The 21,159-nt window shown below is 65.8% G+C and carries 17 protein-coding genes; 4 read left to right on the forward strand and 13 right to left on the reverse strand.

The window, feature by feature from the left end; translation table 11 throughout:
- Positions 1–45 precede the first annotated feature (45 nt).
- The 3 genes from D573_RS0102430 to D573_RS0102440 form a co-directional block, all read right to left on the reverse strand.
- Positions 46–1,554: a peptidoglycan DD-metalloendopeptidase family protein gene (locus tag D573_RS0102430; RefSeq protein ID WP_038039586.1), complete on the reverse strand. Its 1,509-nt coding sequence runs from the start codon at positions 1,552–1,554 to the stop codon at positions 46–48.
- Positions 1,555–1,653: 99 nt separating this feature from the next.
- Complete coding sequence (locus D573_RS0102435; protein ID WP_018937561.1) at positions 1,654–2,436, reverse strand: ABC transporter permease; 783 nt, start codon at positions 2,434–2,436, stop codon at positions 1,654–1,656.
- Positions 2,433–3,410 carry an ABC transporter ATP-binding protein gene (locus D573_RS0102440; protein ID WP_018937562.1) on the reverse strand — a complete coding sequence of 326 codons (978 nt, stop codon included), beginning with the start codon at positions 3,408–3,410 and terminating at the stop codon, positions 2,433–2,435. Before D573_RS0102440 ends, D573_RS0102435 begins: the two co-directional genes overlap by 4 nt.
- A gap of 92 nt (positions 3,411–3,502) precedes the next feature.
- Here D573_RS0102440 and D573_RS0102445 point away from each other — a divergent pair, with 92 nt between their 5' ends.
- Positions 3,503–4,888 (forward strand): M17 family metallopeptidase, encoded by a 1,386-nt coding sequence (locus tag D573_RS0102445; protein WP_018937563.1) that lies wholly within the window; start codon positions 3,503–3,505, stop codon positions 4,886–4,888.
- 18 nt (positions 4,889–4,906) lie between these two features.
- Here the strand turns inward: D573_RS0102445 and D573_RS0102450 are convergent, their stop codons facing one another.
- On the reverse strand, positions 4,907–6,334 hold the full coding sequence (locus D573_RS0102450) for a Glu/Leu/Phe/Val dehydrogenase (protein ID WP_018937564.1): 1,428 nt from the start codon (positions 6,332–6,334) through the stop codon (positions 4,907–4,909).
- Positions 6,335–6,390: 56 nt separating this feature from the next.
- On the opposite strand from D573_RS0102450, the gene dusA reads away from it, so the two are divergent.
- Positions 6,391–7,380, forward strand: a complete 990-nt coding sequence (gene dusA / locus D573_RS0102455) for a tRNA dihydrouridine(20/20a) synthase DusA (protein ID WP_018937565.1) — start codon at positions 6,391–6,393, stop codon at positions 7,378–7,380.
- A 24-nt stretch (positions 7,381–7,404) separates the two neighbouring features.
- On the opposite strand, the gene D573_RS0102460 is transcribed toward dusA, so the two are convergent.
- Both D573_RS0102460 and purB read right to left on the reverse strand, forming a co-directional pair.
- A complete protein-coding gene (locus tag D573_RS0102460) occupies positions 7,405–8,577 on the reverse strand; it encodes a cupin domain-containing protein (RefSeq protein WP_018937566.1) in 1,173 nt (390 codons plus the stop codon).
- 13 nt (positions 8,578–8,590) lie between these two features.
- Positions 8,591–9,958, reverse strand: coding sequence for an adenylosuccinate lyase (gene purB, locus D573_RS0102465; protein ID WP_018145662.1), 1,368 nt, complete (start codon positions 9,956–9,958; stop codon positions 8,591–8,593).
- A gap of 96 nt (positions 9,959–10,054) precedes the next feature.
- Here purB and D573_RS0102470 point away from each other — a divergent pair, with 96 nt between their 5' ends.
- Positions 10,055–11,437 carry a lyase family protein gene (locus tag D573_RS0102470; RefSeq protein ID WP_018937567.1) on the forward strand — a complete coding sequence of 461 codons (1,383 nt, stop codon included), beginning with the start codon at positions 10,055–10,057 and terminating at the stop codon, positions 11,435–11,437.
- A gap of 43 nt (positions 11,438–11,480) precedes the next feature.
- Here the strand turns inward: D573_RS0102470 and D573_RS0102475 are convergent, their stop codons facing one another.
- From D573_RS0102475 to D573_RS0102505, 7 genes are all read right to left on the reverse strand, one after another.
- The gene (locus D573_RS0102475) at positions 11,481–13,433 is read right to left on the reverse strand and encodes a bifunctional diguanylate cyclase/phosphodiesterase (RefSeq protein ID WP_018937568.1); all 1,953 of its coding nucleotides are present in this window, start codon (positions 13,431–13,433) and stop codon (positions 11,481–11,483) included.
- 29 nt (positions 13,434–13,462) lie between these two features.
- Positions 13,463–14,302 carry an HDOD domain-containing protein gene (locus tag D573_RS0102480; RefSeq protein WP_018937569.1) on the reverse strand — a complete coding sequence of 280 codons (840 nt, stop codon included), beginning with the start codon at positions 14,300–14,302 and terminating at the stop codon, positions 13,463–13,465.
- Positions 14,302–14,634, reverse strand: coding sequence for a hypothetical protein (locus D573_RS0102485; protein ID WP_018937570.1), 333 nt, complete (start codon positions 14,632–14,634; stop codon positions 14,302–14,304). The genes D573_RS0102480 and D573_RS0102485 overlap by 1 nt, the downstream gene beginning before the upstream one ends.
- A gap of 66 nt (positions 14,635–14,700) precedes the next feature.
- Entirely contained in the window at positions 14,701–17,454 is a 2,754-nt protein-coding gene (gene acnA / locus D573_RS0102490; RefSeq protein ID WP_018937571.1) for an aconitate hydratase AcnA, read from the reverse strand.
- A 15-nt stretch (positions 17,455–17,469) separates the two neighbouring features.
- Positions 17,470–18,099: a high frequency lysogenization protein HflD gene (gene hflD / locus D573_RS0102495; protein ID WP_018937572.1), complete on the reverse strand. Its 630-nt coding sequence runs from the start codon at positions 18,097–18,099 to the stop codon at positions 17,470–17,472.
- Positions 18,100–18,174: 75 nt separating this feature from the next.
- Positions 18,175–19,272 carry a tRNA 2-thiouridine(34) synthase MnmA gene (mnmA, locus tag D573_RS0102500; protein ID WP_018937573.1) on the reverse strand — a complete coding sequence of 366 codons (1,098 nt, stop codon included), beginning with the start codon at positions 19,270–19,272 and terminating at the stop codon, positions 18,175–18,177.
- A complete protein-coding gene (locus D573_RS0102505; RefSeq protein WP_018937574.1) occupies positions 19,269–19,730 on the reverse strand; it encodes an NUDIX domain-containing protein in 462 nt (153 codons plus the stop codon). The genes mnmA and D573_RS0102505 overlap by 4 nt, the downstream gene beginning before the upstream one ends.
- Before the next feature lie 152 nt (positions 19,731–19,882).
- Here D573_RS0102505 and icd point away from each other — a divergent pair, with 152 nt between their 5' ends.
- Positions 19,883–21,139 (forward strand): NADP-dependent isocitrate dehydrogenase, encoded by a 1,257-nt coding sequence (icd, locus tag D573_RS0102510; protein ID WP_018937575.1) that lies wholly within the window; start codon positions 19,883–19,885, stop codon positions 21,137–21,139.
- Positions 21,140–21,159 lie beyond the last annotated feature (20 nt).

Raw genomic sequence — 21,159 nt, forward strand, 5'->3', positions numbered from 1 at the left:
ACAGCCCGCCAGGCGCGATTGCGCGAGACGGGCCGTAATGGGAGGTTAGCGGGCCAGTTCTTCGAACGGGGTGAACGCCACCTGCTGGTTGCGCTGTCCGTTATCCAGCTGGGCCAGCAGGGTCTGGCTGATGGACTTGAAGCGGTCGAGCTCGTCGCCTTCCAGGGCGTCGCTTTCCGGCAGTTCCACGCGCATCGGGTTCTGGGGGCGGCTGTTCACGTGGATCTCGTAGTGAAGATGCGGCCCGGTACTGCGACCGGTATTGCCGGACAATGCGATGCGGTCGCCCCGCTCGACGGTCTGACCCGGGCGCACCAGCTGGCGGTCCAGATGCAGGTAGCGGGTGGAGTAGCCTTGACCGTGCTCGATCACGATGAAGCGACCGGCATACGGGTGGTTCTCGACGCGGGTCACGCGACCGTCGGCGGGTGCCTGGATCGGAGTTCCGATTGGCATGGCGAAGTCCGTCCCCTGGTGCGGGGCCACGCGTCCGGTCACCGGGTGACGCCGGTTCGGGTTGAAGCTGGAGCTGATGCGATAGTTGCCGGAAAACGGGCGGCGATCGAACGGGGGCAGCAGGCTTTCGCCATCCGGGGTGTAGAAGCGCCCGTTGACGTTGCGCGCCGCACGGGTCTCGATGCGCTCGCCTTCGTAGTCGAATGCCAGCAGACGCAGGTTGAGCGGTGTGTCGTCGCCCACCAGGGTCTCCTGCTCGACCAGCAGGGTGAACTGATCGCCGGTCCGGGCGTGGGTGCGCACCGGCAGGTAGCGGTCCAGCAGCACGGCCAGGGCGTTGGCCGCACGCGCGGAGATATCCGCCCGTTCGGTCAAGGCGTTGGCGATGTTGCCATCGATCTCGGCCGTAATGATCAGGTGGCTGACCTCGCGGCCGTTCTCGACTTCGCCGAGTTCGAACTCCCAGCCATCGGCCTCGCGGACCCACTCATGCCCACGGGCCCGGTCGGTCCACAGGCGCAGGCGAGTCAGGTAGCCCTCGTCGTCGACCTGCCATTCGATCTCCTGGCCGGGGCGCACACGGTTCAGGATCGAGGCGTTGTCGTCGTCGTCCAGCAGACGGTAGAGGGTTGCCAGCGGGAGTTCCCATTCGCGTTCCCAGAGGCCCGTCAGACGCTCGCCTTTCTGCAGGGTGTGGGTGTACCAGTCGGTGTCGGTCGCTTCGGCGTCAGCGGCGACATCGGAGTCGCCGTCGAGATCGAAGGTCTCGTAGGACGTCGGGGCCTCGGCGTCCGGGTCGATTGCGGCGTCGTCGTAATCCGCGGCGGGCTCGCCCGGCAGGTCGGAGGCAAAAGCCACGGTCTGGGCGCCACCCTCGAATGCGGCACCATGCGCCGTCCGTATCGACGCGCCGCCAGCCGGATGGTCCGTACGCGCGAGCGCGAGCTGGGATGCGGGGAGCGGATTGCCGGCGCCGATTTGAAGCGGTTGGGACGTCTCGGAGGGCTGGGAGGCAAGAAGCAGGCTGGTGCCCACCAGAATGGTGAGTCCGGCGGTGCCCGCCAGAAAGAAATGCAAAGTCTTTCTGTTGTTACCCATATGGCTGTAGCCCTGCAGAGTTTCCGCTTTATACCACGTTTTTTCGGGCAATAAACAGCGTCGGAAGGCGGTCTCCCGGAGTTTCGCGGCCTGCGCGTCTCAGGATCGAATCCCTACGCCCCGATTGAGCAGGACCAACGCAACCCCGTACATGACTGCAATGAACCCGGCAATGATGGCGAAGGACATGGCGATCGGGAAGTCACTATGGCCCAGGCTGCCGTAACGGAAGGCGTCGACCATGTAGAGGATCGGGTTCAGCATGGACACGCCCTGCCAGAACTCCGGCAACAGGCTGATCGAGTAGAACACCCCGCCCAGATAGGTCAGCGGCGTCAGGATGAAGGTCGGGACGATGGCGATGTCGTCGAAGGTGCGCGCGAAGACGCCGTTGATCAGCCCGGCGAGGGCAAACAGGATGGACGTCATCAGCACGATGATCAGCATGACGCCGGGGTTGTGGATGCTGAGCGGGCTGAAGAACAGCGAGACCAGCAGTACGGCCACGCCGACCGCCAGGCCCCGCGCCACGCCGCCAAAGACGAACCCGAGGATGATCACGCTGTTGGGGATGGGCGAGACCAGCAGTTCCTCGATGTGGCGCTGGAACTTGGAGCCGAAGAACGACGACACCACATTGGAATAGCTGTTGGTGATCACCGCCAGCATGATCAGCCCCGGGACGATGAAGTCCATGTAACGGTAGCCTTCCATGTCGCCGATGCGCTCGCCGATCAGCCCCCCGAAGATAATGAAGTACAGCGCCGTGGTAATGACCGGGGGCAGGACTGTCTGCACCCAGATCCGGGCAAAGCGCAGCACTTCCTTGCTGACGATGGTCCGGAAGGCGGTCCAGTAATCGCGCAGATGGGAGTCTCTCATGCCTGATTCTCCGGCTGCTCGGTGGTCCCGCTGGCGCCGGGGGTCAGATGGCTGGGGTCCTGGCCGGGCCGAGTCATGCGGATGAACAGTTCCTCCAGCCGATTGGCCTTGTTGCGCATGCTCTGGACGCGAATGCCGGCCTGATCCAGCACCCGGAACAGGTCGTTCAGGTGCTGGCCGCTGCGGATATCCGCCTCCAGCGTCATCTCGTCCACCTGACGCAGGGCAATCGGGGAATCCAGCGGGATGCCGGGTGGCGGCTCGCTTAGATCCAGCACCATGGTCTCGGTCTCGAGCTTGGCCAGCAGCTGCTTCATCGTGGTGTTCTCGATGATCGCACCGTCATCGATGATCGCGATGTTGCGGCACAGCGTCTCCGCCTCTTCCAGGTAGTGCGTGGTCAGGATGATGCTGCGCCCGTCGGTGTTGATACGGGTAAGAAAGTCCCACATCGAACGCCGCAACTCGATGTCGACCCCGGCGGTGGGTTCGTCGAGAATCAGCAGGCGCGGCTCGTGGACCAGGGCGCGGGCGATCATCAGGCGGCGCTTCATGCCGCCGGAGAGCGTGCGCGCCATGTCCTTGCGCTTTTCCCAGAGCCCCAGCTCCTTCAGGTAGTGCTCGCAGCGCTTCCAGGCCTCGCGCCGGGGGATGCCGTAGTACCCGGCCTGATTGACCACGATCTCGCCAATCGGCTCGAAATTGTTGAAGTTGAATTCCTGCGGGACCAGCCCGATGGAGCGCTTCACTGCCTGCAGGTCGGTATCGACGTCATGGCCGAAGACCTTGACCGTGCCGGCGGTCTTGTTGATCAGCGAGGTAATGATCCCGATGGTCGTCGACTTGCCGGCCCCGTTGGGCCCCAGCAGGGCGAAGAAGCTGCCCGGGGCCACCTCGAGGTCGATGCCCTTGAGGGCCTCGAATCCGTTCTTGTAGGTCTTCTTGAGCCCGCGAATCTCCAGCGCTGGCGTCATCGTCACATCCTGTAAGGCTAGGGGAATACGACCCCGGAGGGTCGACAAGGCAGGTATTATGAAGGCTTTGAATTGTTTTCGAGGAAAGCCGCGTGGATTCTGTTTTTGTTGCGTCGTCCGACACCGCCGTTCCCCTGATCCCGGTCAGCCGCGAGTCGCTGCCGGTCCGCCTGGAGAGTGCGCCGGAGAGCTGGCGCAAATGGGTGGAAGCCTCCGGGTTCGAGGCGGAGCCGGGCGCAACCCTGCGCATCCCGGATACCGAGGGCGGGCTGGCGGCGGTGCTGGCCGGCTTCGATGCGGAAACTCCGATCTGGATGGTGGCCGCAGCGGCAGAGACCCTGGGAACGGGGGATTACCGTCTGGAAATCGATTCCCTGAACCCCGAGATCCAGAACCTGGCGGCCATAGGCTGGGGCCTGGGACGTTATCGCTTCGAGCGTTACCGCGAGGCGCAGGATCGCTCGCCGCGGCTGGTGTGGCCGGAAGACGCGGATCAGGCGCGGGTGCTCGCGTTTGTGGAGTCCATCGGGCTGACCCGCAACCTGATCAATACCCCGGCCGCCGACATGATGCCGGCCAATCTGGCGTTGAAGGCTCGGGAGCTGGCCGAGGAATTCGGCAGCAGCCTGCATCTGGTCAGCGACAGCGACAAGCTGGAGCAGGATTTCCCCTGTATCCATGCCGTGGGGGCTGCCAGCGACCACGGGGCCCGGGTGATCGAGCTGACCTGGGGGGCGCCCGACGCGCCGTCGCTGGTGCTGGTGGGCAAGGGCGTGTGCTTCGATTCCGGTGGCCTGAACCTGAAGCCCGGCAATTCCATGCGCCAGATGAAGAAGGACATGGGCGGGGCGGCGATCGTGCTGGGGCTGGCGCGCCTGATCATGGCGCAGGCACTCCCGGTGCGGCTGACAGTGCTGATCGGGGCCGTGGAGAATGCCATCGGCGCCGGGGCCTTCCGCCCGGGCGATGTGCTGACCGCACGCAACGGCAAGCGGATCGAGATCGACAACACGGACGCCGAGGGGCGCCTGGTGCTGGCCGATCTGCTGGATCGAGCGGGGTCGTTCCATCCCGACCTGCTGGTGGACTTTGCGACGCTCACCGGGGCGGCGCGCGTGGCCGTGGGGACCGAGATCAGCGCCTGTTTCACCCAGGACGAGGGCTGGGCGCGAGCACTGGTCGAGCCGGCGCGCGAATGGGATGACCCGGTCTGCCAGTTGCCGCTGCATACGCCCTATCGGTACATGCTGGACAGTGACGTGGCGGACATCGTGAACAGCTCTACCGGCGGCCACGGCGGCGCGATTACTGCCGCGCTGTTCCTGAAGGAGTTCGTCCCCGAGGGCACGACCTGGATGCATTTCGACATCATGGCCTTCAACGACCGCGCGCGCCCGGGGCGGCCCAAGGGCGGCGAGGCGATGGGCCTGAGGGCGCTGTTCGCGGCGTTGGAGTCGCGCTACGGGCAAGCGCGGTAGGGCGGGGGCCCGCGGGAATCAGATCAGGCTCAGGTCGCTGCGGGCGCGAATGATCTTGCGCAGGGCGATCAGATAGGCGGCGGTGCGGTAGTCGAGTACCTCGCCATTGCTTTCCATCTCGCGGACCTCGTGCATCTCGCGGAAGGCCTCGCGCATGGCGTCGTCCAGGCCCGAGCGGACCAGGTCGATCTCCTCGGCCCCGCGCACCACGGCATCGCGAATCCATTCGGGGACGCTCTCGTTGGTCATCATCTCGATGGCACTGACGATGTGCTGGCCCTGTGCCTGGTCGTAGCGGCGCTCCAGGCGCCCGAAGCGCATGTGCGACAGATTCCGCACCCACTCGAAGTAGGACACGATGACGCCGCCGGCGTTGACGTACACATCCGGAAGGATCGTGACCCCGCGATCACGCAGGGCCTGGTCCGCCTCCCAGGTGCAGGGACCGTTGGCCGCCTCGGCGATCAGGCGCGCCTGGATCTGGTCGACGTTGTCCCGATGGATCGCGCCTTCCAGGGCGGCCGGAATCAGGATGTCGCACTCGCGTTCCATAATGCGGTTGCCATCGCGCACGAACTCGACCCCTGCGAAGCCCTCCATGGTGCCGCTGCGGCGAACGTAGTCGTGCAGGGCCTCGATATCGATCCCGTCCTCGGAATACACCCCGCCATCGCTCTTGATGACACCGACAATCTTCGCGTGATCGTCCTCCTGCAGGAAGCGGGCGGCGTAATAGCCCACGTTGCCGAAGCCCTGGATGATGATGCGCTGGTCGCCCAGCCCGCCCTCGAACCCGGCCTCGCGGGCCGCCGAGCCTTCGCGGAAAAAGGCCTGCAATGCGTACTGGACACCGCGCCCGGTGGCCTCCAGGCGCCCGCGTATGCCGCCCAGCTCGACCGGCTTGCCGGTCACCGATGCGGCATGGTCGAGGTCCTCCGGGTGGCGATCGCGATAGGTCTCCATGATCCAGGCCATCTCGCGCTGGGACGTCCCCACATCCGGTGCGGGGACATTCTGGGCCGGGCTGATGTAGTCGCGTTGAATCAGTTCGTGGGCGAACCGTCGGGTAATGCGCTCCATCTCCCATTCGTTGTACTTCTGCGGATCGATGCGCAGGCCGCCCTTGGACCCTCCGAAGGGGATATCCACGATGGCGCATTTGTAGGTCATCAGGGCCGCCAGGGCCTCGGCGTGATCCTGATCCATGGTCGGGGAGAACCGCAGGCCACCCTTGGCCGGCAGGCGATGGGCGGAATGCACCGCGCGCCAGCCCTTGAACACCTCGATGCGGTCGCGAAAGCGGATCGGAAAGCTCACCTGAATGACCGAGTCGCAGGTCTTGACGGCCTCCCGGGCCCCCTCGGGAAGATCGAGGTAGCCCATGGCCCGGTCGACCATGTGTGAGACACTATCGCGAAAGGTTTCAGGCACTTCGCTTTCCGACATGATGGCAATCCTTTCTGATTTTTGGGCGCCGCCTGCGCGGCATGGAGATTCTGTGAATGGGTGACGCGGGCCACGCTCCCGACCCGCGGTTTGCGGTTGCGCCGATGATGGACTGGACGGACACCTGGTGTCGCCGGTTCCATCGGCTGCTGACACGACGGGCATTGTTGTACACCGAGATGGTGCATGCCAACGCGGTCATCCATGGGGATCGCGACCGGTTGCTGGGGTTCTCCCCGGTGGAACACCCGATCGCGCTGCAGCTGGGCGGCTCCGATCCGGCCACCCTGGCGCAGGCCGCCCGCATCGCGGTGGATCGCGGCTACGACGAGATCAACCTAAACGTGGGTTGTCCCTCCGATCGTGTGCAGTCGGGCGCGTTCGGGGCCTGCCTGATGGCACAACCGGGGCTGGTGGCCGAGTGCGTCGCAGCCATGCAGCAGTCCGTTGGCGTCCCCGTCACCGTCAAGCACCGCATCGGCATTGACGACCAGGACTCGGAGGCCGACCTGCACGCCTTTGTCGAACGCGTAGCCTCCGCCGGGTGCCGCCACTTCGTGGTGCACGCGCGCAAGGCCTGGCTCCAGGGCCTCAGTCCAAAGGACAATCGCGACGTTCCCCCGCTGGACTATCAACGCGTCTATCGGCTGAAGGCCGAGTTGCCCGACCTGACGATTGTCCTGAACGGCGGACTGGATGACGTCGGCGCCGCGCGCGCGCACCTGCAGCATGTGGACGGGGTCATGTTCGGTCGGCTGGCCTACCACCAGCCCTGGAGCCTGTCGGTGGTGGACCGCCTGTATTTCGGGGGCGGGGACGACCCGACGCGTGAAGAGGTTCTGGAGGGCATCCTGGGGATTGCAGAGGGGATGCGCCGTGATGGCGTGCCGCTGGCGCGTCTGACCCGGCATATCCTGGGTCTGTTCCACGGCGAGCCGGGCGCGCGCCAGTGGCGGCGCATCCTGACCGAGGAGGCCCACCACCCAGATGCCGGGCCGGCACTGATCGAGCGGGCCGCGCAGGCCTGTCTCCCCCGGGCAGCCTGAGAGCCCGGAGTCGTTCCAGCGTGACTATTCGCGCGGGTCGTCCGGTGCCAGCCAGCCAGCCTCGAGCCCATCCTCGAGGATCTGCCGGATCATGGGGATTGCCTCCTCCCATTCCGCGATGCTGAGCGTCTCCGCGCTACAGAAGGCTTCGAGAACGTCCGCCGCGACGGCTTGTGCGGGATAGTCGTTTCCGGCGATGCACAGGGTCGGGCCATCGGGGCCCTGGAACCACGCACGCCGGACGCCGGGGTGGATCGCAAAGCGATCGGCCGGGCCGGCAGTGGCCGCCAGTCCCGGATCCCCCGGGGCGAGCTCGACGTTGCCGGCGGGACGGGTCAGGAAACGCCCCAGATAGGCGTCCAGGTCGTGATCCTCCGCCGCCAGCAGGGCGCGCAGGGCTTCGCGCAGCGCCTCGCGATCCGCGGCGGGAAGCTCCGCTGCGTGCGCGGACGGGTGCCGACCCGGATCCTCGAAGCGCGCCTGGTCGCCGATCACGTTGGCGCGTTCCTCGAGAAACCCGGTCAGGACATCGAGGATGGTCGGGGCGCGAAATCCCACCGACCAGGTCATGCACTGGTCGTCCAGCGACAGTCCGTAATGCGGCAGGTTGGGGGGCAGATAGAGCAGGTCGCCGGGACCCAGCTCCCAGGTCTCGGTGGGATCGAAGGCCCGCAGGATGGCCAGTGGCAGATCATCATGGCAATCCAGCGATCCCGGCGGGTCCTGGATCTGCCAGCGGCGCCGGCCCGCGGCCTGGAACAAAAACACATCGTACTGATCCACATGCGGCCCGACGGAACCGCCGGGCGGGGCATAGGAGATCATCAGGTCGTCCCGGCGCCAGCGCGGGATGAAATCGAAATGGGCGAGGAAATCCGGGCCACCGGGCCAGAAGCGCTCCACGTCGGTGACCAGCAGGGTCCAGTCGCGTTCAGGAAGCTCGCCCAGCCGCTCGGCTTCGAAGGGGCCGTATTCGACATCCCAGTCCTGGCGGTCGACATGCCCGCTGACGATCCGGCTGGCCGCGTCCGGATCGGTGGCCAGGCCGGCGAGGTCATCGGGCTCGATCGGATTCTCGAAACCCGCCATCGCGTCGCGCACCAGTAGCGGGCGCTGTTGCCAGTAGTCGCGCAGGAATTCGGCGGGCGTCAGGCCGCCGAGTAGCGCGAGCGGTTGGTTCGGGTCCGGGGCCCCCATGCCGCGCGCGGGATCAGAGTTCGCGCGCGAGTCGGTCGGCGATCCCGGTGTAACTGCCAGGCGTCAGATCGCGCAGGCGGGCACGGGCCTCTTCCGGGATCTCGAGGCCGTCGATGAACGCCGCCAGGCCCTCGGGGGTGATGCGCTGACCCCGGGTCAGTTCCTTGAGCTTCTCGTAGGGCGACTCGATGCCGTAGCGGCGCATCACGGTCTGCACGGCCTCGCCGAGGACCTCCCAGTTCTGGTCCAGGTCCTCTGCCAGGCGTCCCGGCTCGATCTCCAGCTTGCCGAGGCCGCGGCCGAACGCCTTGTAGGCGATCAGCGACCAGGCGAATGCCAGGCCGATGTTGCGCAGTACGGTGGAGTCGGTCAGGTCGCGCTGGAACCGCGAAACGGGCAGCTTGCTCGCCAGGTGGTCGAACAGGGCGTTGGCCAGACCCAGGTTGCCCTCGGCGTTCTCGAAGTCGATCGGGTTGACCTTGTGCGGCATGGTCGAGGAGCCGACTTCGCCGGCGACCACCTTCTGCTTGAAATAGCCCAGCGAGATGTAGCCCCAGATGTCGCGCGACGCATCCAGAAGGATCGTGTTTGCGCGCATGAAGGCGTGGAACAACTCCGCCAGGAAGTCGTGCGGCTCGATTTGGGTCGTATGGGTGTTCGGTTCCAGGCCCAGACTCTCGATCATCCGGCGCGACAGGGACGGCCAGTCGACCTCGGGGTAGGCCACGGAATGGGCGTTGAAGTTGCCCACCGCGCCATTGATCTTGCCGAGGCAGGCCACCCCGGCGATCTCGGCGCGCTGCCGCTCCAGTCGCGCGACCACGTTGGCCAGTTCCTTGCCCATGGTGGTGGGGGAGGCGGGCTGGCCGTGGGTGCGCGCGAGCATGGGCTGTTCGGCGAAGCGGCCGGACAGTTCGCGCAGCGGTGCGAGCACGGCGTCCAGGGCCGGCAGCATCACCATGTCGCGCGCCTCGCGGACCATCACGCCATAGGCGAGGTTGTTGATGTCCTCGGAGGTGCAGGCAAAGTGGACAAACTCGATCTGGCTCTGCAGGTCGGAGCGATCCGCCATCTGCTCCTTGATGTAGTACTCGATCGCCTTCACGTCGTGGTTGGTGGTCGCCTCGATCTCCTTGACCCGGGCGCCCGCGGTCTCGTTGAAGCTGAAGGCGATCTCGTCGAGGAAGGCGCCGGCCGTATCGGTCAGCGCCGGGACCTCGGGGATCGCGGGCTCGGCGGCCAGGGCCTTGAGCCAGGCGATCTCCACCCGCACGCGGGCCTGCATCAGACCTTGTTCGGAGAAGTAGGGGGCCAGGTCGCGGGTATGCCGGGCATAGCGGCCATCGACGGGGCTGATCGCGGACAACGGGCTCAGGGACATGGGGATTCCGGGGTCGGGTTCGGGACAGGCGGCGCAGTATACTAAGGTGCTCAACTGCAATACAGCATCGCGCCACGCGCAAACCAGGAGGAAGGCATGTCGAAGCCCGCAATGCGTCAGGAACAGGACAGTCTCGGGACGGTGGAGGTCCCGGAGCAAGCCCTGTGGGGCGCCCAGACCCAGCGCGCTGTGGACAACTTCCACATCAGCGGGCGGCCGCTGCCGCAGGCCTTCATTCGCGCCCTGGCCCAGACGAAGGCCGCCTGCGCCGAGGCCAACCAGGGGCTCGATCAGCTCCCGGACGAGGTGGTCGGGGCGATCGTCGCGGCCGCCGAGACCATCGCCAGCGGCGAGCATGCCGATGCCTTCCCGGTGGATGTCTATCAGACCGGTTCCGGGACCAGCAGCAACATGAACATGAACGAGGTGATCGCAAGACTGGCCTCGAGTGATGCCTTGACGGTCCACCCGAACGATCACGTCAACCGTTCCCAAAGCTCTAATGACGTGATCCCCACCGCCCTGCATGTGGCTGCGTCCGTTCAGATGGAAAAGCAGCTGATGCCGGCCTTGCGTCATCTCATTGCGACCATCGCCCGGCGCGAGGGCGAACTGACCGCAATCGTGAAGACCGGACGCACCCATCTGATGGACGCGATGCCGGTGCGGATGAGTCAGGAGCTGTCCGGCTGGCGCCGGCAACTGGAACTGGACGTCGAACGCCTTCGCGACACGCGCGTGCGGGTCAACCGACTGGCGATTGGCGGCACGGCGGTGGGCACCGGCATCAATGCACCGGCCCAGTTCGGGGACCGGGTCACCCACCGCCTGGCGGAGCGTACCGGGATCGCCTTCGAGCGCGAACCCAACGGCTTTGCGGGCCTGGCCAGCCAGGACACCGCAGTGGAGCTCTCCGGCCAGCTGCGCACCACGGCCACCAGCCTGATCAAGATCGCCAACGACCTCCGCTGGATGAATTCGGGCCCGCTGGCCGGACTGGGTGAGATCGCCCTTCCGGCCCTGCAACCGGGCAGTTCGATTATGCCGGGCAAGGTCAACCCGGTGATCCCCGAGGCGGTGATCATGGCCGCGCAGCAGGTCGTGGGCCTGGACGCCGCGGTCGCCGCCGCGGGACAGGGGGGCAATTTCCAGCTCAACGTCGGCCTGCCGCTGATCGCCGACAATCTGCTCAACCAGATGGGGCTGCTGGCGCGCGCGGCCGAACACCTTGCCGATCGGGCCATCGCCGGCTTCACCGTCAACGAGGAGGTCTTGCGCGCGGCGCTGGACCGCAACCCGATCCTGGTGACGGCGCTGAACGCAGAGATCGGCTACGAGGCCGGTGCCCGGATTGCCAAGGAGGCGTACGCCAGTGGCCGGCCGATCGTTGATGTCGCGGCAGAACATACGGACATCCCGCGTGAACGCCTGCAGGCCTTGCTGAACCCGGCGACCCTGACCGAGCCCCAGACGGACTAGTCCGAGGCCGCCCGGGCCCATGCGTCCGGGGTGACGAACGGTGTCAGGCGGTCGCGGCTGGGAGCTGGGTCCGGTCGCGGAGCAGACCCCGAAGCGCATCGAACGCCACCGGATGCGAGAAATAGAAGCCCTGGGCGGTGTGGCAATCCAGCTGTTGCAGGATCTCCGCCTGGCGTTCGGTCTCCACGCCCTCCGCAATCACGTCCAGCCCCAGGGTATGGGCCATCAGGATGATCGCGCGGACGATCTGCGAATGTTCCTCGCCCTGGTCAAGATCCTTCACGAAGGAGCGGTCGATCTTCAGGGTGTCGGCCGGTATCTGCTTGAGCTGCACGAGGGACGCATGACCGGTTCCGAAATCGTCGACCGCCAGGGACATGCCGGCGTGACGCAGTCGCTGGAAGACCCGCGCCGCCCCTTGGGGATCGTCCATGATCGCGGTCTCGGTGAGCTCCAGCTCGATACAGCGGGGCGGAATGCCAGTCTCGCGGATAATGCGGTGGAAGGTCCCCGCAAGATCCGGCTGGCGCAGTTGGCGCGCGGAGACATTGATTGCGATACGCGGCAGTTCGTCTTCGGCCAGTCGCAGGGACTGCAGGTCCCGACAGACCTGGCGCAACACCCATTCCCCAATCTCCTCGATCAGGGTCATGTCCTCCGCCAGTTCGATGAAGTGGCTGGGGGGCAGCAGACCCAGCGTTGGGTGCTGCCAGCGAATCAACGCCTCCGCGCCAATGATTCGGCCGCTGCCCAACTCGATCTTGGGCTGGTAATGCAGTCTTAGCTGATCATTGGCAATGGCCTGCCCCAGTTCGTTTTCCAGCTCGAAGTGGCGGAAGGTGCGGGCGTTGAGGTCCTGAGTGTAGAACCGGAACCCGTTGCGACCGCGCTGCTTGGCCTCGTACATCGCCGCATCGGCATTGCCGAGCAGGGTGTCCGCATCCTCGCCGTCATAGGGGTAGACGGCAATCCCGCAGGAGACACTGCTGACCACGGGCTGATCGAAGATCTGCCGCTCGGTCGCCGTTTTGCGCACGACATCGGTGACCAGCCGGACAACGCCCTCCAGGCCATGGGTGTCCTCGACGAGGATGCCGAACTCGTCGCCGCCGAGACGCGACAGGGTGGTTCGCAGGTGGCGTCCCGAGCGTTCCCGGGCATGGTCCAGCAGAGCGGACAGGTCCTGGGCGACCTTGCGGATCAGCTCGTCGCCGGCGCGGTGACCCAGCGAATCGTTGGTGCGCTTGAAGTTGTCCAGATCCAGCAGGATCAAGGCCACATGCCCCGCCGCGGCACCCGCGTGGCGCTCCATCGCCTGCGACAGCCGGTCGCTGAACAGCATGCGGTTGGGCAGGTTGGTCAGCGAGTCGTGGGACATGTGGTGCAGCAGCTCGCGTGACTGGCGCTCGGTGATGCGCTGGAGTGCCTTCTGGCGCCGGTCCATCATCTGAAACAGGTCGGCACTCTCCAGGGCATAGGCCGTGTTGAACAGCACCATGGTCAGTGTCGACAGGATCATCTCGTAGCGTTGCAGCTCCGCCTGCCGGAAGCGGGCGACGAACATCCCGCGAATCCGGGTGCGCGTCGAGATCACGTGCAGCATCACACTCTCGCCCTCGACCGGGGAGGGCAGGCAGACCGGATGGTTCTGGTGCAGCGCCCAGGAGAACTGGCCGTCCTGGATCAGTTGTTCGACGGTCTCCGACAGGTCCGGCGTCAGCTCCCCGGGGCGTTCCTGATAGTCGAGGTTGAACGAGCAGTCGTTGTCCAGGACGTACACCGCCATGTCCTGTGTCGGCAGCAGGCGCCGGATGGACTCGATGGTGTTCTGGATAATCAGTTCGGGACTGCGGTTGCGGTCGGTGTCACCGAAGATCGCCGTCGTCGAGGCGAGCACATCCATCGCATAGGCGTTGGCTTCCAGTGCTTCCTCGAGGAAGCGAATGCGCTCATGGAGGGCATTGACCTCCTCGGGCGTGCGGTACGATGGGCTCATGCAACAGCGTCCTTTGCTTGCATACAGGCTCAGTCGAGGAGGATCGTCTGCATCTGATCCAGATGCTTGCGCGCGTGGCCGATGATGTCCTCGTAGACCGCCATCTCCAGGCCAATGCGGTCGAAGGTCTCCGGGGCAACCGGGGGCACGAAACGCTCCCCGGAGGATCCCAGCCGCAAGGAATTGGCGATGCTGTCGGCGACGTGCACGATGGCCGTCTCCACGGGAAACGCGCGGGCCTCCTCCGGGGCATGGTGGTAGCGCGTGGCCTCCACCTGGGCTGGGGCCATCCCCCATTCCTCCAGCAAGGCGGACCCGATGGCGGCGTGGTCAAAACCCAGCAGCTCGCGTTCTGCCTCGTACAACAGGCACTGCTCGCGCTCGCGGATGTTGATCAGCTCCTCGGTGCGGCTGCCCAGCCGGAGAAACAGCAGCAGCCGCCCGAGGTCGTGCATGATCCCGTAGAGGTACAGACGTTCGATGTTCGCTTCGCGCCGAAAGCGGGCGATCGAGCGGCTGAGCACGCCGACTGCAATGCTGTGGCGCCAGAACGATTCCATGTCGACGCCGATGACCGGCAGGCCGCGGAAATGCTCGATCACAATGGTCGACAGCACGATCTGCCGCATCTGCTGCAGGCCGATAATGGAGACTGCCCGGTGCAGGGTATCGATCGGTTCGGGGAAACCGTACAGCGAAGAGTTGGCCATGCGCAGCGTCTTCGCCGCAATGGCCGGATCCAGTTCCACCGCCTCGGTAATCCCGGCCACGTTCGCGGTCGGGTCGCTAAGGCGCGTGAAGATCGTGTTGTAACTCCCGGAAAAGCTGCACAACGAGTCATCCTTCTCGAGGAACTCGGCAACGGTCATCATGCGCTCCGGGCCTTGTGGCCGCGGCGCATGAGCTCGTCGATCAGCTGGGCACGCGCGATGGAGTAGATGCCGTCCATGGGATGGCCGGTCAAGTCACAGTGACGGAAGCGCTCGGCCAGGATGGTGTCGGCCTGTTCCTCCATCTCCGGGGTGGGCCGGGCCTCCGCCGACAGGTCCGGGACTTCATCGTCCCGCGAATCGTTGGCCGCGGCATGTTCGTCCTCGACGATCTCGACAGTGCTGATGCCCCAGGACAGGAGCACGCGGATCTGCTTGTCCTGGAGCACCATGCCGGCGGGGATCAGGAGACGGCCGGAACGGTCATGCACGGCTGTTGCCAGCGTCTGACCGGACTGAATCACCTCCGTGGATACCCGCCGTCCCATGGCCAAACCTTATGCGGAAGCTGCGAGCTGGCGCAACACGTAGGGCAGGATGCCGCCGTGGCGGAAGTAATCCACCTCCTGCGGGGTATCCAGCCGCACACGTACGGCAAAGGTCTTGCGGTGGCCATCATCGGCCACGGCCGTGACCGTGGCCTCGCGCGACTCGCCGTTCTCCACGCCGGTAATGCTGTAGGTCTCGCGCCCGGTCAGTCCGTGGCTGGCCGCGTTCTCGCCGGGCAGGAACTGCAGCGGCAGTACGCCCATCCCCACCAGGTTGGAGCGGTGGATACGCTCGAAGGTCTCGACGATGACCGCCTTGACGCCCAGCAGCAGGGTGCCCTTGGCGGCCCAGTCGCGCGAAGAGCCGGTGCCATATTCCTGTCCGGCGATGACGATCAGCGGGGTGTCTTCTGCCTGGTACTGCATCGCCGCGTCGTAGATCGACATCTGCTCGCCATCCGGCAGGTGCTGGGTCACGCCCCCCTGGGTCCCGGGCGCCAGCAGATTGCGCAGGCGCACGTTAGCGAAGGTCCCGCGCATCATCACTTCATGGTTGCCGCGGCGGGAGCCATAGGAGTTGAAGTCGGCCGGCTTCACGCCCTTCGATTCCAGATAGCGACCCGCCGGGCTGTCCTTGGCGATGGAGCCGGCCGGGGAGATGTGGTCCGTGGTCACCGAATCACCCAGCAGCGCGAGGACGCGCGCGCCCTGGACATCGTTCCAGGGTGTAGGCGTCATGCTCATGCCCTCGAAGTAGGGCGGGTTGCGTACGTAGGTGGAGTCCTCCTGCCAGTCGAAGCGCTGACCCTGTGGAGCCTCCAGGTTGCGCCAGCGTTCCTCGCCGGAATAGAGGTCACCATAGGCGCTGGTAAAGCTGCTGGCGCCGACATGGCTGGCCACCGCCTCGCGCACTTCTTGCGTGGTCGGCCAGATATCCTTCAGGTAGACCGGCTCGCCCTGTTGATTCTCCCCGATCGGGTCGCTGTACAGGTCGATGTTGCTGCGTCCAGCCAGGGCGTAGGCAACCACCAGCGGCGGCGAGGCCAGGAAGTTCATCTGCACCTCCGAGTGGATCCGCCCCTCGAAGTTGCGGTTGCCGGAGAGCACCGAGCTGACGATCAGGTCGTCCTTGATGATGGCCTCGGAGATCGGTTCCGGCAGCGGACCGGAGTTGCCGATGCAGGTGGTGCAGCCATAGCCCACCACGTGGAAACCGAGGGCCTCGAGGTCCGGCAACAGACCGGATTTCTCGAGGTAATCGGTCACCACGCGGGAGCCTGGAGCCAGCGATGTCTTCACCCAGGGCTTCACCTGCAGTCCGGCCTCGCGTGCCTTGCGCGCCACCAGGCCGGCACCCAGCATTACCGAGGGGTTGGAGGTGTTGGTGCAGGAGGTGATTGCCGCGATCACGATGTCGCCGTGATCCAGGGTGAAGGTCTCGCCGTCCATCTCGATGGCGGTGTGGTGGGGCTCTTCCGCCTGATGCTCCACGCCCACGGCGGTATGCCCGCCCTCGGCCGCGAAACGCTCGGCGTCGTCCGGTTCATCGGCGCCGCTCTCGCGCTCTTTCAGCATGGTGTCGAGGTGGCGGCTAATGGTGGCGCCGGCCTGGCTCAACGGGATGCGGTCCTGTGGGCGCTTGGGGCCGGCCAGGCTTGGCTCCACGGTAGACAGATCCAGCTCCAGCATGTCCGTGTATCGCGCGATCGGGGCATTGTCGTTGCGCCACAGGCCCTGGGCCTTCGCGTAGGCCTCGATGAACTCGATGTGCTGGGCGTCGCGCCCGGTCAGGCGCAGGTAGGTCAGGGTCTCGTCATCGATCGGGAAGATGCCGCAGGTGGCGCCATATTCCGGGGCCATGTTGGCGATGGTGGCGCGATCGGCCAGCGGCAGATCGGCCAGGCCGTCGCCGAAGAACTCGACGAACTTGCCGACCACGCCCTTCTTGCGCAACGTCTCGACGATCACCAGCACCAGGTCGGTCGCGGTCGCGCCCTCGGCCAGCTTGCCGGTCAGGCGGAAGCCCACGACCTGCGGGATCAGCATGGAGATCGGCTGGCCGAGCATCGCGGCCTCGGCCTCGATGCCACCCACGCCCCAGCCGAGCACGCCCAGGCCGTTGATCATGGTGGTGTGGGAATCGGTCCCGACCAGGGTGTCGGGGTAGGCCATGCAGCCCCCCTCGGCCTGGTCATCCACGAACACCGTGCGCGCCAGGTACTCGAGGTTCACCTGGTGGACGATGCCGGTGTCCGGCGGCACCACCTTGAAGGTGTCGAACGCCTGCTGGCCCCACTTGAGGAAGCTGTAGCGCTCGCGGTTACGCGAGTATTCGAGCTCGGCGTTCAGGTTCATCGCGTTGGCGTTGCCGTGGGCATCCACCTGCACGGAGTGGTCGATGACCAGTTCGGCCGGCTGCAGCGGGGTGATCTTCTTCGGATCGCCGCCCAGGGCCTCCATTGCATCGCGCATCGCGGCGAGGTCGACGACCGCCGGCACCCCGGTGAAGTCCTGAAGCAGCACGCGCGCCGGACGGAACGCGATCTCCTGGGTCGGTTCGGCCTTCGGATCCCAGTCCAGCAAGGCCTCGATGTCGGCGCGGCGCACCGTGCGCTCGTCCTCGAAGCGCAGCAGGTTCTCCAGCAGCACCTTCAGCGCAAACGGCAGGTCGATCGCCCGGGCGTCGTCGGTGATCGGCACGTAGCGGCATTCGCGGCCGCCAGCGGTGAGGGTCCGGGTGTTCTTGGGGTCAGCGTGGCTCATGTGCGTCTTCCGCGTTCAGGTATTGAGTCGATTGAGGATGTCATGCGCTTCGCGAATCAGCCGCTTGCGGCCGAAAAGCAATTTCCAGCGCGATCCACCGGCCTGGCGCCAGAGGACCGCCGCGCGGATCCCGGCCAGCAGCAACGCACGGATGCGCGCGGCGGTGTCGGGATTGGAGAGGTTGTTCTGTTCGCCCTGCACGATGATGCGCGGGCCGAGCTCGGAGATGGTCTCCTTGTAGATCTCGGCCAGCCGGGCAATCACGCTTTCGTGGGTGATGTGGAAGTAGTCGATCTGGCGCTGGGCGCCCTGCAGGCCGTCGGTCAGCTTCTGCAGCATGTCGTCGCGCTTTTGCAGCTTGCGCTCGAGGAAGATCAGCCCGATGGCGTAGCGGGTGATCTCCATGTCTGGCGGCTTGCTGCCGTTTTGCAGCTGGCTCTCGATACGTTCCAGGCCACTGCGCAGGCTGACCGCCTCGCGATAGACCGCTTCCGGGGTGTCCGCGTCGAAGGCGAACAGGCTCCCGACCAGGACCTCGAATTCGTAGTCGTCGCAGCTCCCGCGCCAGGCCAGATCCTTGACCAGGCTCGCGCACTGGAAGAGGGCGGCCAGCGCCAGGGTGCGGTTGTGATCGGAGCGGTCCAAACCAGTCGGTTCCTTGGGTGGGTCGGAGTCGGGTCGCCGGGCAGCGGCCACTATACCGGAAGTGGCCTGGCAGACTCACGGCGCATTCGTGGTTCGTGTGGCGATCACCGCCCCGCCCAGGCAGACATCGCCGCGGTAGAAGGCGATGGACTGCCCCGGCGTCGCCGCGCGTTGGGGTGTGTCGAAGACCACGGTGGCGCCGGCCGTGTCCAGCGCCTGCACCCGGCATTCCTGCAAGGGCTGGCGATGGCGTAACCGGGCCTGCAGCGGCTCACCGGGGACCGGTACATTGTGGATCCAGTGCACCACCTCGGTCGTCAGCGACGGGCTCATCAATAGCGGGTGCTGCGGATCCTGGGCGACCACCAGGGTGTTGCTGTCCAGGTCCTTGTCGACGACATACCACGGGGCTTCGGCAAAGCCGTCGACCCCGCCGATCCCCAGGCCCTGGCGCTGACCGAGGGTGTAGAACATCAGACCCTGGTGGCGACCGACCACCTGGCCTTCCGGGGTGCGCATCGCTCCCTCGGGCGCTTTCAGGTACTGGGCGAGGAAGTCACGGAAGCGTCGCTCGCCAATGAAGCAGATCCCGGTGGAATCCTTGCGCGCATGGTTCGGCAGACCCAGTTCCCGGGCGCGTTCGCGGACCTGATGCTTGGGAATGTCTCCGAGCGGGAACAGGGCGGGGCGCAGTTGCTCCTGGGTCAGGGTATGCAGGAAGTAGGTCTGGTCCTTGTTGGCATCGGCCGCCTGGCACAGCTCACTGTAGTGCACATGATGGCGCACCCGGGCGTAGTGGCCGGTGGCAATCCAGCGCGCCCCGAGATCCCGGGCATGATCGAGGAACGAGCGGAACTTGATCTCGCGGTTGCAGAGGATGTCGGGGTTCGGGGTGCGCCCGGCCTCGTACTCATGCAGGAATTGCGCGAAAACGCGCTGGCGGTAGTCCTCGGAAAAGTTCGCCTTGTGCAGCGGGATTTCCAGGCAGTCCGCCACCTCACGGGCCATGGCATAGTCGGCCTCGGCGGCGCAGTACTCGGCGTCGTCGTCATCTTCCCAGTTCTTCATGAACAGGCCTTCGACGCGATAGCCGGCTTCCAGCAGGCGGCTGGCCGCGACAGCGGAATCGACCCCACCCGACAATCCGACGATGACGCGCTCGCCGCGCATCATGCACCCGGCGCCCGAACCAGATCGCCCACCGCCGCGAGCGGCAGCCGCAAGCCGTCCTGATACCGGCGGATGCTGCGCATCACCAGCAGACTGCGCAACGGCCATTCACCCTCGGCCTGTTCGGGCGCCAGCCAGTGCAGGGCATGAATCGCCGGGTCGCGGGGGGCAGGGGATTGAACCGGTGACACCGGGCCGCAGAAGGTCACGCGCAGAATCACGGCGCCGCTGACCACTTGCAGCAAGTCGCAGCCGAGGGCCGCCTCGGGCACGAATTCCAGGCAGGTTTCCTCGCGGACCTCGCGGATCACGGCCCCGATCAGGTCCTCGCCGGCATCCAGGTGGCCTGCGGGCTGGTTCAGCACCCGGCGGCCGGCGTCGGTTTCCTCGACGAACAGGAACCGGCCCTCGCGCTCGATTACGGCGGCCACGGTGATATGACAGGGGAGGCGGTCGGTCATGGCACGGATGATAACGCAGGCTGCCGGTCGGGCTGCCATAGGGGAACGCGCAATCGCGCACTGGTTCGGTCACCGGAAAACCCGGTCCGGCATGTATAATCAGGTCATACGTGATTAACGATTCATCTACGAAATCCGCACAAGGAGTTGGCATGGCCTATCAGCACATTCAGGTCCCGGAGAAGGGCGAACGCATCACTGTCGACGACCAGGGGAAGCTGCAGGTGCCGGATCATCCGGTGATCCCCTACATCGAAGGTGACGGGATCGGTGTGGACATCACCCCGGTGATGCGCCGGGTGACCGATGCGGCGGTGGAAAAGGCCTACGGCGGCAAGAAGGCCATCGAGTGGATGGAGGTTTACGCCGGCGAGAAGGCGACGCAGGTCTACGATGACGACTCCGGGCTGCCTGACGAGACCCTGGAGGCGGTGAAGGACTATCGCGTGTCGATCAAGGGTCCGCTGACCACCCCGGTGGGTGGCGGCTTCCGCTCCCTGAATGTGGCCCTGCGTCAGAAGCTGGATCTGTATGTCTGTCTGCGCCCGGTGCGCTATTACGACGGCACCCCGAGCCCGCTGAAGGAGCCGGAGAAGACCGACATGGTGATCTTTCGCGAGAACTCCGAGGACATCTACGCCGGGATCGAGTTCGAGTCGGGGACCCCGGAGGTCAAGAAGGTCATCGACTTCCTGCAGGACGAGATGGGTGTCACCCAGATCCGCTTCCCGGAGACCGCCGGGATCGGTGTGAAGCCGGTCTCCAGCGAAGGCACCAAGCGCCTGGTGCGCAAGGCCATCGAATATGCGATCGATAACGATCGCCCGTCGGTGACCCTGGTGCACAAGGGCAACATCATGAAATTCACCGAAGGTTCCTTCAAGGCCTGGGGCTACGAGCTGGCACGCGAGGAATTCGGTGCGAAGGATCTGGACGGCGGTCCGTGGCAGACCTTCAAGAACCCGAAGACCGGGCGTGACATCGTGATCAAGGATGTGATCGCCGACGCCTTCCTGCAGCAGATCCTGCTGCGCCCGGAGGACTACTCGGTCATCGCGACCCTGAACCTGAACGGCGACTACATCTCCGATGCCCTGGCGGCCCAGGTGGGTGGTATCGGCATCGCGCCGGGGGCGAACCTGTCCGACAGCACGGCGATGTTCGAGGCCACGCACGGCACGGCGCCGAAGTATGCCGGTCAGGACAAGGTGAACCCGGGGTCGCTGATCCTGTCTGCCGAGATGATGCTGCGGCACTTGGGCTGGTCGGAAGCGGCCGACCTGGTGGTCAAGGGCATGGGTGGGGCGATCAGTGCCAGCGAGGTCACCTACGACTTTGCGCGGCAGATGGATGGCGTCGAGCCGATCGACTGCTCGGCCTTCGGCGAGGCGATGATCAAGCACATGTGAGGGTCGGGTGGTCGGAGTGT

Source organism: Thioalkalivibrio sp. AKL9 (genome assembly GCF_000377825.1).
GTDB classification, from domain to species: Bacteria; Pseudomonadota; Gammaproteobacteria; order Ectothiorhodospirales; family Ectothiorhodospiraceae; genus Thioalkalivibrio; species Thioalkalivibrio versutus.